The 15,260-nt window shown below is 72.9% G+C and carries 13 protein-coding genes; 7 read left to right on the top strand and 6 right to left on the bottom strand.

Translation table 11 applies throughout. The annotated features are described in order from the left end of the window. The first annotated feature begins 40 nt into the window (after nucleotides 1-40). Both FHX81_RS32145 and FHX81_RS32140 read left to right on the top strand, forming a co-directional pair. Entirely contained in the window at nucleotides 41-2,977 is a 2,937-nt protein-coding gene (locus tag FHX81_RS32145) for a helix-turn-helix transcriptional regulator (RefSeq protein ID WP_141982245.1), read from the top strand. A 33-nt stretch (nucleotides 2,978-3,010) separates the two neighbouring features. Then, on the top strand, nucleotides 3,011-3,709 hold the full coding sequence (locus tag FHX81_RS32140; protein ID WP_141982243.1) for a peptidylprolyl isomerase: 699 nt from the start codon (nucleotides 3,011-3,013) through the stop codon (nucleotides 3,707-3,709). Nucleotides 3,710-3,713: 4 nt separating this feature from the next. Here the strand turns inward: FHX81_RS32140 and FHX81_RS32135 are convergent, their stop codons facing one another. Next, complete coding sequence (locus tag FHX81_RS32135) at nucleotides 3,714-4,439, bottom strand: SCO4651 family lipoprotein (protein WP_141982241.1); 726 nt, start codon at nucleotides 4,437-4,439, stop codon at nucleotides 3,714-3,716. A 94-nt stretch (nucleotides 4,440-4,533) separates the two neighbouring features. Here FHX81_RS32135 and FHX81_RS32130 point away from each other — a divergent pair, with 94 nt between their 5' ends. Further along, nucleotides 4,534-5,205, top strand: a complete 672-nt coding sequence (locus tag FHX81_RS32130; RefSeq protein ID WP_141982240.1) for an MOSC domain-containing protein — start codon at nucleotides 4,534-4,536, stop codon at nucleotides 5,203-5,205. Nucleotides 5,206-5,233: 28 nt separating this feature from the next. Here FHX81_RS32130 and FHX81_RS32125 read toward each other — a convergent pair whose 3' ends face one another. Next, the gene (locus FHX81_RS32125) at nucleotides 5,234-6,073 is read right to left on the bottom strand and encodes an aldo/keto reductase (protein WP_141982237.1); all 840 of its coding nucleotides are present in this window, start codon (nucleotides 6,071-6,073) and stop codon (nucleotides 5,234-5,236) included. 114 nt (nucleotides 6,074-6,187) lie between these two features. Beyond that, nucleotides 6,188-8,212, bottom strand: coding sequence for a phenylacetic acid degradation bifunctional protein PaaZ (gene paaZ, locus FHX81_RS32120; protein WP_141982235.1), 2,025 nt, complete (start codon nucleotides 8,210-8,212; stop codon nucleotides 6,188-6,190). Between the two features lie 138 nt (nucleotides 8,213-8,350). On the opposite strand from paaZ, the gene FHX81_RS32115 reads away from it, so the two are divergent. The 3 genes from FHX81_RS32115 to FHX81_RS32105 are packed head-to-tail and all read left to right on the top strand — an operon-like array spanning nucleotide 8,351 to nucleotide 11,715. Continuing rightward, the gene (locus FHX81_RS32115) at nucleotides 8,351-9,598 is read left to right on the top strand and encodes a glycoside hydrolase family 16 protein (RefSeq protein ID WP_141982233.1); all 1,248 of its coding nucleotides are present in this window, start codon (nucleotides 8,351-8,353) and stop codon (nucleotides 9,596-9,598) included. A 31-nt stretch (nucleotides 9,599-9,629) separates the two neighbouring features. Next, nucleotides 9,630-10,700 carry an acyl-CoA dehydrogenase family protein gene (locus tag FHX81_RS32110; RefSeq protein WP_170232242.1) on the top strand — a complete coding sequence of 357 codons (1,071 nt, stop codon included), beginning with the start codon at nucleotides 9,630-9,632 and terminating at the stop codon, nucleotides 10,698-10,700. A 34-nt stretch (nucleotides 10,701-10,734) separates the two neighbouring features. Then, on the top strand, nucleotides 10,735-11,715 hold the full coding sequence (locus FHX81_RS32105) for an LLM class flavin-dependent oxidoreductase (protein ID WP_246108071.1): 981 nt from the start codon (nucleotides 10,735-10,737) through the stop codon (nucleotides 11,713-11,715). 19 nt (nucleotides 11,716-11,734) lie between these two features. Here the strand turns inward: FHX81_RS32105 and FHX81_RS32100 are convergent, their stop codons facing one another. The 3 genes from FHX81_RS32100 to FHX81_RS32090 are packed head-to-tail and all read right to left on the bottom strand — an operon-like array spanning nucleotide 11,735 to nucleotide 13,922. Then, nucleotides 11,735-12,046 carry a chorismate mutase gene (locus FHX81_RS32100; RefSeq protein WP_246108070.1) on the bottom strand — a complete coding sequence of 104 codons (312 nt, stop codon included), beginning with the start codon at nucleotides 12,044-12,046 and terminating at the stop codon, nucleotides 11,735-11,737. A gap of 24 nt (nucleotides 12,047-12,070) precedes the next feature. After that, nucleotides 12,071-12,970 carry a proteasome assembly chaperone family protein gene (locus tag FHX81_RS32095; protein WP_141982227.1) on the bottom strand — a complete coding sequence of 300 codons (900 nt, stop codon included), beginning with the start codon at nucleotides 12,968-12,970 and terminating at the stop codon, nucleotides 12,071-12,073. Between the two features lie 19 nt (nucleotides 12,971-12,989). Beyond that, nucleotides 12,990-13,922, bottom strand: a complete 933-nt coding sequence (locus FHX81_RS32090; RefSeq protein WP_141982225.1) for a TetR/AcrR family transcriptional regulator C-terminal domain-containing protein — start codon at nucleotides 13,920-13,922, stop codon at nucleotides 12,990-12,992. A 93-nt stretch (nucleotides 13,923-14,015) separates the two neighbouring features. Here FHX81_RS32090 and FHX81_RS32085 point away from each other — a divergent pair, with 93 nt between their 5' ends. Next, complete coding sequence (locus FHX81_RS32085) at nucleotides 14,016-15,221, top strand: FAD-dependent monooxygenase (protein WP_141982223.1); 1,206 nt, start codon at nucleotides 14,016-14,018, stop codon at nucleotides 15,219-15,221. The last annotated feature ends 39 nt before the right edge of the window (nucleotides 15,222-15,260 follow it).

Below are 15,260 nucleotides of genomic sequence, written 5' to 3'. Positions count from 1 at the left end.
AGTTTGGCATGCGGTGACGCGGCTTGACTAAGGTCGGCGCATGCACACCCGCGCGCCGGTCGTGGTCGGCCGCGACGAAGAACTCCGCGTGCTCGACCGCGTGCTGGCCGACGCGGGCGCCCACCGCGGGCGCGCCGTGTTCCTCGTCGGGGAGCCCGGCATCGGGAAGACCCGGTTGGCGCGCTTCGCCGCCGGCGCCGCCTTCGACCGCGGCATGCGGGTGCTGCGCGGTCGGGGCAGCACGATCGGGCCCATCGTGCCGTTCCGGCCGCTGGCCGAGGCCCTGATGTCGCTGCTGCGCGTGGGTGATGGCCTGGACCTGGCCGAACTGGGTCCCTACCAGCCGGCGCTGGGCAGGCTCGCGCCCGAGTGGAGCCCGGACGGCGGCCCCGAGGAGCCGCGGCCCGCGCACTCCGTGCTGGTGCTCGCCGAGGCCGTGCTGCGGCTGCTGGCCCTGGTCGGCCGGACCCAGCCGAGCCTGGTGGTGCTGGAGGACCTGCACGACGCGGACGCCGAGACGCTGGCGGTCGTCGACTACCTGGTGGACAACCTCGACCAGGCGCCCGCCGCGCTGCTGGTGACGACCCGCGCCGACCCGGGCCCCGCGCTGGACGTGATCCGCTCGGCCGCGCAACGGCAGGCGGGCGTGCTGATGGAGTTGCGCCGGCTGGACGAGCGCCAGGTGAGCCGGATGGTGGCGCTGTGCCTGGAGGCGGAGGACGACGAGGTGCCCGCCGAGGTCGTGCAGCGGCTGTGGGCCGACAGCGCGGGCAACCCGTTCGTGGTCGAGGAGATGGTGCACGGCCTGGTGAACGGCGGCCTGCTGGTGCGCGGCCCGGCGGGCTGGCAGGTGCTCGGCGAGCTGCGCATCGACGTGCCGTCGGCGCTGGTGCGGTCGATCGCGCACCGCACCGACCGGCTCGGGCCGCAGGGGCGCGAGGTGCTGTCCGTGGCCGCCGTGCTGGGCCACCGGTTCCCGCTGTCCGTGCTGCGGCGGGTGACCGGCATGGACGACCGCGCGCTGCTGTCGCACCTGCACGCGGGCGTGGCCGCGCAGCTCGTGACGCCGGACGAGCCGGTGCCCGACTGGTACGCGTTCCGGCACCCGCTGACCGCCGAGGCGCTGCTCGCGCAGATACCGCCACCGCACCGGGCCGAGCTGGCGCGGCGGACCGCGGACGCCGTGCAGCGGCTGCACCCCGGGTTGCCCGGCGAGTGGTGCGCGCTGGTGGCGTCGCTGCGGCTGGACGCCGGGCAGACCGCCGAGGCGGGCGCGCTGCTGGCCGAGGCGGGACGTCGGGCGCTGGCCGACGGCGCGGCCGGGTCGGCGGTGCGGCTGCTCGACCACGCGCACCGGCTGCTGGCGAGCGAGGTCGACGTGGCGGTCCGGGCCGACGTGCTGGACTCGCTGCTGCCCGCGCTGGCCGAGGCGGGCCAGTTCGAGCGGGCGTTCGCGCTGGTCGACGCGGTCACCGAGCTGAGCGCCGCCGGGCTGGGCCGGGTCCGCCGGGCCGAGCTGCACACCAAGCTGGCGCAGGTGGCCAACACCGCGGGCCGCTGGACCGACGGCATGGCGCACGTGGAGACCGCCCGCGCGCTGCTCGGCGCGGACGCGACCGACGAGCACACCGCGCGGCTCGACGCGGTGGCCGCGTTCCTGACGTTGAACCTGGAGGTGCCGGACCGGATCGCCTCGGCCGAGTTCCTGGCCCGGCGCGCGGCCGACGCGGCGAAGCGGGTGCCGCTGCCCGAGGTGGGCTGCGAGACGTGGCAACTGCTCGGCGTGCTGGCCCGGGAACGCGACCTCGACGAGGCGGCCGACTGCTTCAGCCGGGCGCGGGCGCTGGCCGACGAGCACGGGCTGCCCATCCAGCGCGCCTACGCGGTGATCCGGCAGGCCGGGCTGGACTGGCTGGCCGAGGGCAAGGCGGCGGAGCTGGCCGAGGCGCGCGAGGAGGCGTTGCTGATCGGCGCGGTGAGCGTGGCCTACAACGTGGACGCGATCCTCGGGCTGGACGCCGTGCTGCGCGGGCAGTACGCGGCGGCGGCCGAGCGGTTGCCGCGGGTCATCGCCGACACCCGGCGGCTGCAACTGCGCAACCTGACCCTGTACGGGTTGATGGCGCGGGCGACCGCCGCGGCGCACCAGGGCAGGCGGGCCGAGATGGACGCCGCGATCGAGGAGTTCGACGAGGTCGGCGGGGTCGGCTCGCAGGAGCGGCCGCTGTGCTTCGGGTTGGCGCGGGCGTTCTGCGCGCTGCTGGAGGAGGACCGCGCCGCGGCCGGGCACGACCTGGCGCGGGCGATCGCGTACGAGGCGGAGACGCCGACCGTGTACCACCTGTCCGGTCGGCACGGGCTGCTCCTGCTGCTGGAGGCGGTGTCCGGTGCGCTGGACCTGGACGGCTACCGCGCCGTGACGCGGTCGGCGGCGGCCCGGATGCGCTGGAACCGGGTGTTCGCGCAGTTCGCGCTGGCCGTGCTGCTGGGCAGGCTGGGCCGGGAGGCGGAGGCGGCGCAGGCCGTGCGGGCGGCGCGGGAGGCGGCGGCGATCCACCCGCTGGCCCGGCACCTGGGGCTGCGGCTGGTGGCCGAGGCGGCGGTGGCCGACGGGTGGGGCGAGCCGGTGGCGTGGCTGCGCGGCGCGGAGGAGTACTTCCACCAGGCCGGTCAGGCGGCCGTGGCCAGCGCGTGCCGCGGGCTGCTGCGGCAGGTGGGCGCGTCGGTGCCGCAGCGGCGGACCGGGTCCGACCAGGTGCCGCGCGAGCTGCGGGCGCTGGGCGTGACCGTGCGCGAGTTCGAGGTGTTCCGGCTGCTGGCGGGCCGGCTGGGGAACAAGGCGATCGCCACCCGGCTGCACATCTCGCCGCGCACGGTGGAGAAGCACGTGGCCAGCCTGATCACGAAGACCGCGCAGCCGGACCGGGAGTCGCTCAGCGCGTTCGCCGCGTCGCTGGGACCCGCCGACCGGCCCTAGCACCGCGGTGGCGGGTCCGTTAGACCTGGTGCGGTGAGAATCCTCGTGGCAGTGGCGCTGGCGGTGGTCCTCGGCGGCGGGGTGGCGCAGGCGTCACCCGAAGCTCCCGGTTCGACCCGCGGTCCGTGCGCGTACACCGTGACGCCGGACGAGCCGGCCGCCCGTCCCGTGCCGCTGCCGCCGGACCCGCGGCACACGCCCGACCGCGGCCACCCCGAGGTGCTGCTGCGGACCAACCAGGGCCCGGTGCCGCTGGTGCTGGACCGCGCGCAGGCGCCGTGCACGGTGCAGAGCTTCCTGCACCTGGTGCGCCGGAAGTTCTACGACGACACGACGTGCCACCGGCTCACCGCCTACCCCACGTTGAAGGTGCTCCAGTGCGGCGACCCGTCCGGCACGGGCGAGGGCGGGCCCGGTTACAAGTACGAGGACGAACTGCCGACCGACCTCGCGCCCGCGCCGAACGACCCCACCGGCCAGCGCCGCACCTACCCGCGCGGCACCCTCGCCATGGCCAACGCGGGCCCGGACACCAACGGCAGCCAGTTCTTCCTGGTCACGTCGGATTCCGTGCTGCGGCCCAACTACACCGTGTTCGGCCGCGTCACGCCCGCCGGGCTCGCCACGCTGGACAAGGTCGCCGCGGGTGGCATCGCGCCGAACCCGGACAGCGAGGTCGACGGCCGGCCGGCCCTGACCACGGACATCGAGCGGGCCAAGCGCACCTGCTAGGTCTCTAGGAGACGGGTGCGGTCACCCGGATGTCGGCGTTCCAGTCGGTGAAGACGTGCAGGGTGCGCTGGAAGACGTTGTCCTCCAACGTCCTCAGCACCTGCTCGACCCGCACCGGCAGGTCGCCCGGACCCACCCACACGGTCGCCGAGGCGGTGAAGCCGGACTCGTAGGCGGCGAGCAGCTGGGCGCGCCGCGAGCTGTCGGGCGTCCGCTCGGCCTGCACCCGCAGGTCGACCAGCAGGGTGTAGCGGCGGGTCGGCACGCCGTCGAGCCGCTCGTCGCCCTTGTCCACCAGCAGGCTGCCCGCCAGCGACTCCACCACCGACGCCGGGTCGACCTCGTCGGCCAGGCCGGCGACCGTGGTGTCGGCCCGCACGGGCGCGCGGTCGGCCAGGTCGAGCCTGGTCCACGTGCCGCCGTCGGTGCGGGAGTAGCCCGCGTCGGCGAGCACCACGACGTCGGTCGACGAGTCCTGCCGCAACGACACCAGCCTGCCCTCTCGGGCGCGCAGCAGGCCGCCGTCGAGGTCCACCCGCAGCCCGGTCATGGTGGTCTCGGTCCGGAACCGCACCGACCGCTGCTCGTCGGCGCGGGCGGCGAGGCCGGTGACCAGCGTGGCGCTGTCGTCCACCACCGGGCCGAGGGTCGGCGCGGGCAGGGGTGTCCGCTCGGCGCAGCCCGCCAGTGCCACCCCGGCCAGCACCAACGCGACTGCGGACCTGCGCATGACTCCCCCCACGGACGGTGAACACCGCCATCCTCCCCCACCCGCGCCCGATAAGGAGTGCGAACCCCGAAAGTGGCTCGGCTACCGTCGGGGCATGCCCCACGTGCTCTCCCTCAACGTCGGCTCCCGCGTCGAGTTCGACCAGGCCGACATCGGCCACACCGGCATCGGCAAGCGCGCCGTGACCGGCCCGGTGGACGTCCGCGCACCCGGCCCGCGTGGCGTGGGCGGCAGCGGCGTCGCCGGCGACCACATCTCCGACAAGCGCCACCACGGTGGCGACGACCAGGCCGTTTACGCCTACGCGCGGGAAGACCTGGACGAGTGGGCGGTCGAGTTGGGCCGCGACCTGCGGCCCGGGCTGTTCGGCGAGAACCTGACCACGGTGGGTGTCGACGTGTGCGGTGCGCTCATCGGCGAGCGGTGGCGGATCGGCGGGCTGCTGCTCCAGGCGACCGGCCCGCGCGTGCCGTGCCGCACGTTCGCCGGGGTGATGGAGGAACGCGGGTGGGTGAAGAAGTTCACTCAGCGCGGGCTCCCCGGCACCTACTTCCGCGTCCTCGAACCCGGCACGATCACCGCGGGTGACGAGATCACGATCGAGCACCGGCCCGACCACGACGTCACGATCGCCCTCGCGTTCCGCGCCCTGACGCTGGAGGCGGAGCTGCTTCCTGGCCTGCTGGCCGCGGGCGACGACCTGCCCGACGACCTGCGCCGCCGGGTCGAACGCCGGGTCGAGCGGGCGGCGTTCGACCCGGCGTAGCGCCCGGGGTCCAGGCGGGGCCCGGAGTTCAGGCCTGCGCCGACAGCTTCTCGAACTCCTCGTCGGTCAGCTCGATCTTCGCCGCCGCCACGTTCTCCTCCAGGTGCGCGATCGAGGACGTGCCGGGAATGGGCAGCACGACCGGCGACCTGCGCAGCAGCCACGCCAGCGCGAGCTGCGCGGGCGTGGCGCCGTGGTCCTTGGCCGCCGCGTCGAGCACGCCACCCGGACGGGCCAGCTCGCCGGTCGCCACCGGGAACCACGGGATGAACGCGATGCCCTGCTCGGTGGCGCGCTCCAGCACGGCCTCGTGGCCGCGGTTGGCCAGGTTGTAGAGGTTCTGCACGCTCGCGATCGGCGCGACCGCCTGCGCGGCCTCCAGCTGGGCCACGGTCACCTCGGACAGCCCGATGTGCCGGATCTTGCCCTCCTCCTGGAGCTTGCGCAGCTCACCGACCTGGTCCTCCAGCGGGTAGGCCGGGTCGACGCGGTGCAGCTGGTAGAGGTCGATGCGTTCGACGCCCAGCCGCAGCAGGCTCGTCTCCACGGCCTGCCGCAGGTAGTCGGGCCTGCCCAGGACCGGCCACTCGTTCGGGCCGGTGCGCAGCAGGCCGCCCTTGGTCGCGATGACCAGGTCGTCGGCGTAGGGGTGCAGGGCCTGCCGGATCAGCTCCTCGTTGACGTGCGGGCCGTACGAGTCCGCCGTGTCGATGAAGTTGACGCCCAGCTCGACCACCCGGCGCAGCAGGGCGATCGCGTTGTCGCGGTCGGCCGGGTAGCCCCAGATGCCCTCGCCGGTGAGCCGCATCGCGCCGTAGCCCAGGCGGTTGACGGTCAGGTCGCCGCCCAGCGAAAAGGTCTCAGACACCTCAGGTGCTCCTCGAACTCGTTGAAGGTCCTCCTTCCCCGCCAACCACGTGACGCGCGCCGGTTGTTCCCGTCCGGGTGATCGGACCGGCGCGCGTCCACCTGGTGGAACCGGCTACTGCTTGGCGACCAGCGTGAGCACGTCGTACTTGGCCACCGACTCGCCCTTCTGGTTGACCACGTCGGCGTCCCAGCGGACCTCGCCGTAGTCCTGGTCCTCGCGCGGCGTGATCTGCTTCGCGGTCAGCGTCACGGTCAGCTCGTCGCCGGGGAACGTGGGCGTGAGGAACCGCAGGTTCTCCAGCCCGTAGTTGGCCAGCACCGGCCCCGGCTCGGGCGAGACGAACAGGCCGGCCGCGAACGACACCACCAGGTAGCCGTGCGCGACCCGGCCGCCGAAGAACGGGTTCGCGGCCGCGGCCTCCTCGTCCGTGTGGGCGTAGAACGTGTCGCCGGTGAAGTCGGCGAAGTGCTCGATGTCGGCCAGCGTCACCGCCCGCGGCCCGGCCACGACCGAGTCACCGATGCGCAGCTCCCGCAGCGACTTGCGGAACGGGTGCGCGTCCGGCTCGGTGCGCGGCGCGCCCGTCACCCACTGCCCGGTGACCGCGGTCAGCACCCGCGGGCTCGCCTGCACGGCGGTGCGCTGCATGTGGTGCAGCACGCCCCGGATGCCGCCCATCTCCTCGCCGCCGCCCGCCCGGCCCGGGCCGCCGTGCACCAGCATCGGCAGCGGCGAGCCGTGCCCGGTGGACTCCTTGGCGTCGTCGCGGTCCAGCACCAGGATGCGGCCGTGCCACGGTGCGACGCCCAGCACCACGTCCCGGGCGAAGTCGGCGTCGTGCGTGACGACGGAGCCGACCAGGCTGCCCGAGCCCCGTGCGGCCAGCTCGACCGCGTGCTCGGCGTCGCGGTAGGCCATCAGCGTGGACACCGGCCCGAACGCCTCCACCTCGTGCGGCTGGGCGTGGTCGGGGTCGGCCTTGAGCAGCACCGGCGACAGGAACGCGCCGCGCTCGGCGTCGGCGTCCACCACGTCCACGCGGTCCAGCGAGCCGTAGACGACGTCGCCGACCTCCAGCAGCGCCTTGAGCGACCGGCGGACCTCCTCGCGCTGCTCCAGCCCGGCCAGCGCGCCCATCCGCACGGTGTCGTTGGCGGGGTTGCCGATCACGACCTTCGCCAAGCGCGCGGTGGCGGCGTCGGCGACGGCGTCCACGAGCGGGGCGGGGACCAGGGCGCGCCGGATCGCGGTGCACTTCTGGCCCGCCTTGACCGTCATCTCGCTGACGAGCTGCTTGACGAACAGGTCGAACTCGGGCGTGCCCTCGACCGCGTCCGGGCCGAGGATCGAGCAGTTCAGCGAGTCGGCCTCGGCGTTGAAGCGGACGCTGTTGCGCACGACCGCCGGGTGGGTGCGCAGCACCTGCGCGGTGGACGCGGAGCCGGTGAAGCCGACCAGGTCCTGCGCGGTCAGGTGGTCGAGCAGGTCGCCCGCGCTGCCGGTGACCAGCTGCAACGAGCCTTCTGGGAGCAGGCCGGAGGCGAGCATCAGCTCGACCAGCTTCTCGGTGACGTAGGCGGTCTGGGAGGCGGGCTTGATGAGCGACGGCACGCCCGCGATGAACGCCGGGGCGAACTTCTCCAGCGGGCCCCACATCGGGAAGTTGAAGGCGTTGATCTGCACGGCCACGCCGCGCAGCGGGGTCGCGATGTGGCGGCCGACGAACGTGCCGCCCTTGCTCAGCGGCTCGACGTTGCCGTCCGGGTAGACCTTGTCGTTGGGCAGCTCGCGCTTGGCCTTGCTCGCGTAGCCGAACAGCACGCCGATGCCGCCGTCGACGTCGATCAGCGAGTCCGTCCTGGTCGCGCCCGACCGGGCGGACAGGGCGTACAGCTCGTCGCGGTGTTCCCGCAGGTGCGAGGCGAGTGCCTTGAGCAGGGCCGCGCGCTGGTGGAACGTCAGCTCCCGCAGCGCCGGCCCGCCGACGCGCCTGCCGTGGTCCAGTGCCGCCGCCATGTCGATGCCCTGGGAGGAGATCCGGGCGATCTCCTCGCCGGTCACCGCGTCGTGCAGCGGGGCTCCTTCGACGGACGGGACGTGCCAGCGACCTGACACGTAGCTGCGCAGCATGGCCATCGGGTGTCGACCTCCTCGTCGGGCCGGTGGGTGTCCCGGCATGACCCGACAGTAAAGCCTCCCTACTTTCATCGTGACTTGATTAAAGGCTATGCAGTAACTTCTGGCCTGCCGTCGCCAGAAGTGAAGGGAGTGTCGATGAGGACACGAGTGGTGCTGAGCGCGGTCGTGCTGGCCCTGAGCGGATTCACCCTGCCGGCCGCGCAGGCCGCGCCGACCGCGCCGATCGCGGACGCCGCGGCCGACGTGGGCACGATGGCGGTGACGTTCGCCGAGGAGTTCAACGGCGCGGCGGGCACCCGGCCGGACGCCTCCAAGTGGAACACGGAGGTCGGCGACAACAACGGCAACAACCGCGAGCACCAGTACTACACGACGTCGGCGAGCAACGCGGCCATGGACGGCGCGGGCAACCTGGTGATCACCGCCCGCAAGGAGAACCCGGGCAACTACAACTGCTGGTACGGCCGGTGCCAGTACACGTCGGCCCGGATCAACACCGCGGGCAAGTTCACCACGACCTACGGCAAGGTCGAGGCGCGGATGAAGATGCCGCGCGGCAAGGGCATCTGGCCCGCGTTCTGGATGCTCGGGCAGGACATCAACTCGGGCAACCCGTGGCCGGGCAGCGGCGAGATCGACATCATGGAGTTCCTGGGCCACGACCTGGACACCGTGTACGGCACCATCCACGGCCCCGGATACTCGGGCGCGGGCGGCATCGGCATGCCGTTCAACGGGCCGAACTTCGCCGACGGCTTCCACACCTTCGCCATCGAGTGGTCGCCGACGGGCATCGCGTGGTCCGTCGACGGCAACGTCTACCAGCGCCGCACGCCCGCCGACGTGGGCGGCAACCAGTGGGTGTTCAACAAGCCGTTCTTCATCATCCTGAACCTGGCGGTCGGCGGCGAGTGGCCGGGGTACCCGGACGCGAGCACCACGTTCCCGCAGCAGTTCGTGATCGACCACGTGCGCGTGTCGACCCTGGACGGCAACCCGCCCGCCGGGGGTCGGATCACCGGGATCGGCGGCAAGTGCGTGGACGTGGCCGGCGCGAACCCGGCCAACGGCACGCCCGTGCAGCTGTGGGACTGCAACGGCACGGCGGCCCAGCAGTGGTCCCGCCCCGGCGACGGCACGATCCGCGCGCTGGGCAAGTGCCTGGACGCGGCGTCGGGCGGCACCGCGGACGGCACGCTGGTGCAGTTGTGGGACTGCAACGGGACCGGTGCGCAGAAGTGGGCGGTCAGCGGCGCGAACGACATCGTCAACATCCAGGCCAACAAGTGCCTGGACGCGCAGAACAACAGCTCCGCCAACGGCACCCGGCTGCAGCTGTGGACGTGCTTCGGTTCGGCCAACCAGAAGTGGACCGTTTCCTGATCGGGCAGTGCATGATCGCACCGTGCACAACTTGATCAGAGCGGAAGCGGCCCAGGCCGACCGCGACCGCCGACTCTCCCCGGCGGTCGTGGCGGCGCTGGTCGAGGCGGGCGCGACGCGGATGCTCGCGCCCGCCTCGCTCGGCGGCGGCGAACTGGACCTGCCGTCGTGGGTGGTGGCGGTCGAGGACCTGGCCCGCGCCGACGGCTCGGCCGGGTGGACCGCGATGACCACCAGCGCGACCTCGTCGTTGGCCTGGTACCTGCCGCCGGACACCGCCGCCGAGGTGTTCGGCCCGCCGAAGTCCGTGGTCGCCGGGACCGCCGCGCCGGTGGGACGGGCGGTGGCCGCGGAAGGCGGGCACCACGTCACCGGCCGGTGGGGCTGGGGCAGCGCGGTTCCCCTGTGCGACTGGGTCGTCGGCGGCGCGATCACACCGGACGGCCCGCGCCTCGTGCTCTTCCCGGCGGCCGACGTGACGGTGCACGACACCTGGCACGCCACCGGGCTGCGTGCGACCGGGTCGCACGAGTGGGAGGTCGCGGGCGCGTTCGTGCCGACCCGTCGCCAGGTGTGGCCGCCGGCCGTGCGGGTGCCCGGCGCGCTGCCCGCGTTCCCGTTCTTCGCGTTCCTGGCCGTCGGTGTGGCGTCGGTGTGCCTGGGCATCGCCGCTCGTGCGATCGAGGAGGCCGAGGCGCTGGCGATGACCAAGACACCGCAGAACGTCGGCGGGCTGCTGGCCGAACAGCCGGAGGCCCAGCGCGACCTGGGTGTGGCCGAGGCGCGTTGGTCCGCGGCGCGGGCGTTCCTGCACGCCGAGGTGGCTCAGCGGTGGGAGGCGGCGGTCGCCGGGCAGCCGAGTACGGATCCGGGACGGGCACGCCTGCGCCTGGCCTGCTCCCACGCCGCCGCGGAGGCCGTCTCGATCACCCGCCTGGCCTTCGACATCGGCGGCGGCACGTCGGTCTTCGAGGAGTCCCCGCTGCAGCGCTGCCTGCGCGACGCCCACGTGGCCGCCCAGCACGCGATGGTGTCCCGCCGGCTGTTCGAGACCTACGGCAAGGTGAAGCTCGGCGTGCCGACGGACACGACCCGCCTGTGACCCGTTCGCCGGAATGCGCGGTGATCGGGGGTCGTTGACCAGTGGTGTGAAGCTCTCCGTGCTGGACCGGTCGCGGGTGCGGGCAGGTCACGGCCACGCCGAGGCGCTGCGCGACACGGTCGCGTTCGCCCGGCAGGTCGAGCAGCTCGGCTACCACCGCTTCTGGGTGTCCGAGCACCACGGCGTGCCGGGCGTCGCCGGGTCGGCGCCGACCGTGCTGGCCGCCGCGGTCGCCGCCGCGACGTCCCGGATCAGGGTCGGCACGGGCGGCGTGATGCTGCCCAACCACCAGCCACTGGTCGTGGCCGAGCAGTTCGGCGTGCTGGAGTCGCTGTTCCCGGGCCGCATCGACATGGGCCTGGGCCGCTCGGTCGGCTTCATCGAGGCGGTCCGCAAGGCGCTGGGCCACGACAAGTCCGATGCCGAGGAGTTCGGCCCGAGGCTCACCGAGCTGCTCGGGTACTTCACCGGCGACCAGGCGGTGCGCGGCTACCCGGCCGACGGCCTGCGCGTGTCGCCGTTCGTCCTGGCCACCGGCGCCGGGGCCCGCGTCGCGGCGGCGCACGGTCTCCCACTCGTGATCGGCTCGTTCCGCGGCGAGGACGCGATGGTCGAGGCCATCACCGGCTACCGCGCCGCGTTCCGCCCCTCGATCTGGGCGGCGGAACCGTACGTGGTGCTCTCCACGACCGTCGCGGTGGCGGACACCACCGAGGACGCCTGGCGGCTCCTCGTGCCGGAAGCATGGGCCATGGCCCACTCCCGCACGCGGGGCGAGTTCCCGCCCTTGCACGCCACGGACGACATCCTCGCCCGGCCGATGACGAACCGGGAGCGCACGCTGTTCGAGCAGTCGCTGCGCGGACACGTCCACGGCACGCCGTCGGAAGTGGTCAAGGCCCTGGACGACCTGCTCGACCGCACCGCCGCCGACGAGGTCCTGGTCACCACCAGCACCCACGACCGGACCGCGCTGCTGGACTCGTACCGCCTGCTGGCCGAGCTCTACCGCTGACCCGCGCGGCCTGGGCGGCCTAGTCCCGGTTCGTGGCGTGCTCGGCCAGTTCCAGCTCGATGAACGCGCCGATCATCGCCCGCCAGACCGCCTCCGCCACTGCGGGGTCGAGCCCCTCGGCCGACGCGCGCTCCCGCACCGAGGCGATCACCCGGGCCACCCGGTCCGGCGCGCGGACCGCCTGGTCGTCCGACTTGAACGCCGCGGCGGCGCGGACCAGGTCCTGCCGCCGCGCCAGCAGGCGCACCAGGTCGGAGTCGATCGCGTCGATCCGGGCCCGGACCTCGGCCAGCGACGTGGGTGGTGGTGTGACGGTCACGGCGATCATCATCCACGACCGGCACCACCGACCGGGTCAGTGGTCCCGTTGCTGCTCGGCCAGGAACCGCTCGAACTCCGCGCCCAACTCGTCCGCGCTCGGCAGCGGCTGGTCGTCGTCGATCAGCAGGTTGTCCGACGCCTCGGTGAACGCGTCGTACTGCCGTTCCAGCGCCTCGACCACCTGGGCGACCTCGGCCGACTCCGACACCTGACGCGTGATCTCGGCGTCGGTCCGGCGTGCGGCCTCGTTCAGGGCGGCGGCCTGGATGACCAGCCCCGTCGACTTCGTCAACGCCTGGAGCAGGCTCAACGCGGCGGCCGGGTAGGTGCCCTGGGCGAGGTAGTGCGGCACGTACGCGGCAAAGCCCATGGCGTCGTGGCCGGACTCGCCCAGGCGCAGCTCGAGCAGCGCCGACAGGTTCCCCGGCACCTGCACCCGGCTGAACGGCGAGCCCTCGGTGACCAGTTCCGGCCTGGTCGCGTGCGAGATCACCGACAACTTCCGGGTGTGCGGCACACCCATCGGGATGCCGTGGAAGCTGATCGCGAGGCGAAGGCCCCACCGGTCGATCAGCGACCGCACCGCCTTGACCACCGCCTCCCACCGACGGTCCGGCTCGGGGCCGGTCATCAGCAGGAACGGCGTGCCCACCGCGTCGTGCATCAGGTGCACCACCAGCTCGGGGGCGTCGTAGGACTCCCACCGGTCGGTGGCGTAGGTCATCGTCGGCCGCCGGGCGCGGTAGTCGATCAGGTCGTCGATGTCGAACCGGGCGACCACCCGGTGTTCGTGCACCTCAAGCAGGTGGGCGACCAGCGCCGCTCCCGCCGCACCGGCGTCCATGAAGCCGTCGAAGTGGTGCAACAGCACCGCTCCGGTCAGGTCCGGGACGTCGGAGTCGACCTCGAACAGATCCTCCGGGTCCAGCGCCACCGCGTGCCTCCCCAAGTGCTCACATGCCAGTCCTCCCCTCGGTCAACGTCGAGCGACCACTGATCCATTCCCCGATCCCGTCGAGCATTCGAGCGAGACCGAATTCGAACAGCGTGTCGAGCCCCAAGTCCAGCTCGGAGTTCACCACGCGGTTGAACATCGGGAACCTCCCGGTGGAGACGATGTCCAGCAGCGCCGGCGCCTGCTGGGTCATCCACTCGTCCCCGGTGATCCCGGTGTCCCGCCGCTGTTCGGCCTCCGACTCGATGTTCACCGCGACACCGCGCACGAAGCCGAACACCGTCACCGCGACGTGCATCATCTCCTCGAGGCTCAGCCCCTTCCTGTCGAGCGCGTTCAGGACCCACTCGGTGTAGGCGACCGCGCTGGGCAGCAGTTGCGGCCTGGTCATCGACATGGCCGGCGCCAGCCACGCGTGTTCCTGGAACAGCCGCCACTGCGACCTCGCGCACACCTCCAGCCGCTCGCGCCAGGTCTCGGGCGCGGGCTCGGGCAACCCCTCCTTCCGCAACACGTGGTCGATCATCCGAAGGACCAGTTCGTCCTTGTTCTCGACGTGCCGGTACAACGACATGGTCGCCACGCCCAGTCGCGACGCCACCCGCCGCATCGACACCGCGTCGAGCCCTTCCGAGTCCGCGAGGCGGACGGCCGCGAGGACCAGCCGTTCGCCGGTCAGGTCGGTCTCCTGCGCGCGCGGTCGCGCAGCTTCCCCACCTTCAGGCGAGACGACGGTGCCCACGCCGGCCACGGGACGCACGAAGCCTTCGGAGCGCAAGGTGACGAGCACCTTGGTCGCCGTGGCCATCGCGACGTTCCACCGCACGGTGATCTCGCGCGTCGACGGCACCCGATCACCGGGCCGCAGCTCCCCCGACTCGATCGATTCGCGGATCTCGCGCGCTATCCGCTGGTAGATCGCGTCGTTCATGACTGCCTCCTCGAATGTAGTGCACCAGAGCTTAGTGCACTAGTGCACGATCAGGTGACTTGACCAGGCAGTGCACCTCTGTACGATGTACGCATGACCACCGTATTGATCTCCGGCGCGAGCATCGCCGGCCCCGCGCTCGCCTACTGGCTGAGCCACCACGGCTTCACCCCGACCGTCGTCGAGCGGGCGCCCGCGCCCCGGCCGGGCGGCCAGGCGGTCGACCTGCGCGGCACCGCCAGGGAGGTCGCCGAGCGGATGGGCGTCCTCGACCGGGTGCGGGCGGCGCACACGGGCGCGCGAGGTATGGCGTTCGTGAACGCCGCGGGCAAGCGGACCGCCACGATGGCGTCCGACGCGATGGGCGACTCGGGCGGCGTGATCGCCGAGCTGGAGATCCTGCGGGGTGACCTGGTCCGCATCCTCCACGAGGCGACCGCCGCCGGGGTCGAGTACCTCTTCGACGACACCGTCACCTCCCTCACCCAGACGCCGACGGGCGTGGGGGTGACCTTCGAGCGCGCGGCACCGCGCACGTTCGACCTGGTGGTCGGCGCGGACGGGCTGCACTCCAAGGTGCGGTCGCTGGCGTTCGGCCCCGAATCGCGGTTCGCGCACGACCTCGGCGCCGACATCGCCATCTTCGGCACGACCCAGCGGGAAGACCTCGACGGGTGGCAGCTCATGCACACCGTGCCCGGCCGCACGGCGGGCATCTACCCCCTCCCCGACGGGGAGGCCAAGGCGATGTTCGTGTTCGCGTCTCCCCCGGCGGAGCACGACCGGCGCGACCTGGCGTGGCAGCGGGACCTGGTCGCCACCGCGTTCGCGGACGACGGCTGGGAGGTGCCCCGGCTGCTCGCCGACCTGCGGGAGGCACCCGACTTCCACTTCGACCGGCTCTGCCAGATCCGGATGGAGAGATGGTCGGCCGGCCGGGTCGCGTTGCTCGGCGACGCGGCGTTCTGCGCGTCACCGATGGCGGGCAACGGCACGAGCATGGCGCTGGTCGGCGCGTACGTGCTCGCGGGAGAGCTGGCCACCGCACCGGACCACGCCACGGCGTTCAGACGGTACGAGGAGGAGATGCGCGAGTACGTCTCGCGGTGCCAGAAGTTCGCCCTGGGCGGGGTGAGCAGCCTGACGCCGAAGACGCGGGCGTTCATCCGCATGCGCGATCTGTCGTTGCGCGTCGTGCCGCACATCCCCGGCGGCGCACGGTTGTTCGGCGACCTGCAGAAGCTGGCGAACACCGTGTCGCTGAAGGACTACCGCGCCCGGAGCTTGACCTCCAGCTGAGTCCAGGTCTTACGTTCCGGGCATGGACATGGAGACCAC

It is taken from the genome of Saccharothrix saharensis (assembly GCF_006716745.1).
GTDB classification, from domain to species: Bacteria; Actinomycetota; Actinomycetes; order Mycobacteriales; family Pseudonocardiaceae; genus Actinosynnema; species Actinosynnema saharense.
The sequence above is the reverse complement of the archived record's forward strand: the minus strand, read 5'-3'. Positions and strand labels throughout refer to the sequence as shown.

What these genes read in the sequence shown, in the direction of transcription:
- FHX81_RS32090 (WP_141982225.1), bottom strand. Translation starts at nt 13,922, where the DNA reads ATGAACGACGCGATCTACCAGCGGATAGCGCGCGAGATCCGCGAATCG.
- FHX81_RS32135 (WP_141982241.1), bottom strand. Translation starts at nt 4,439, where the DNA reads ATGCGCAGGTCCGCAGTCGCGTTGGTGCTGGCCGGGGTGGCACTGGCG.
- paaZ (WP_141982235.1), bottom strand. Translation starts at nt 8,212, where the DNA reads ATGGCCATGCTGCGCAGCTACGTGTCAGGTCGCTGGCACGTCCCGTCC.
- FHX81_RS32130 (WP_141982240.1), top strand. Translation starts at nt 4,534, where the DNA reads ATGCCCCACGTGCTCTCCCTCAACGTCGGCTCCCGCGTCGAGTTCGAC.
- FHX81_RS32115 (WP_141982233.1), top strand. Translation starts at nt 8,351, where the DNA reads ATGAGGACACGAGTGGTGCTGAGCGCGGTCGTGCTGGCCCTGAGCGGA.
- FHX81_RS32085 (WP_141982223.1), top strand. Translation starts at nt 14,016, where the DNA reads ATGACCACCGTATTGATCTCCGGCGCGAGCATCGCCGGCCCCGCGCTC.
- FHX81_RS32145 (WP_141982245.1), top strand. Translation starts at nt 41, where the DNA reads ATGCACACCCGCGCGCCGGTCGTGGTCGGCCGCGACGAAGAACTCCGC.
- FHX81_RS32100 (WP_246108070.1), bottom strand. Translation starts at nt 12,046, where the DNA reads ATGATGATCGCCGTGACCGTCACACCACCACCCACGTCGCTGGCCGAG.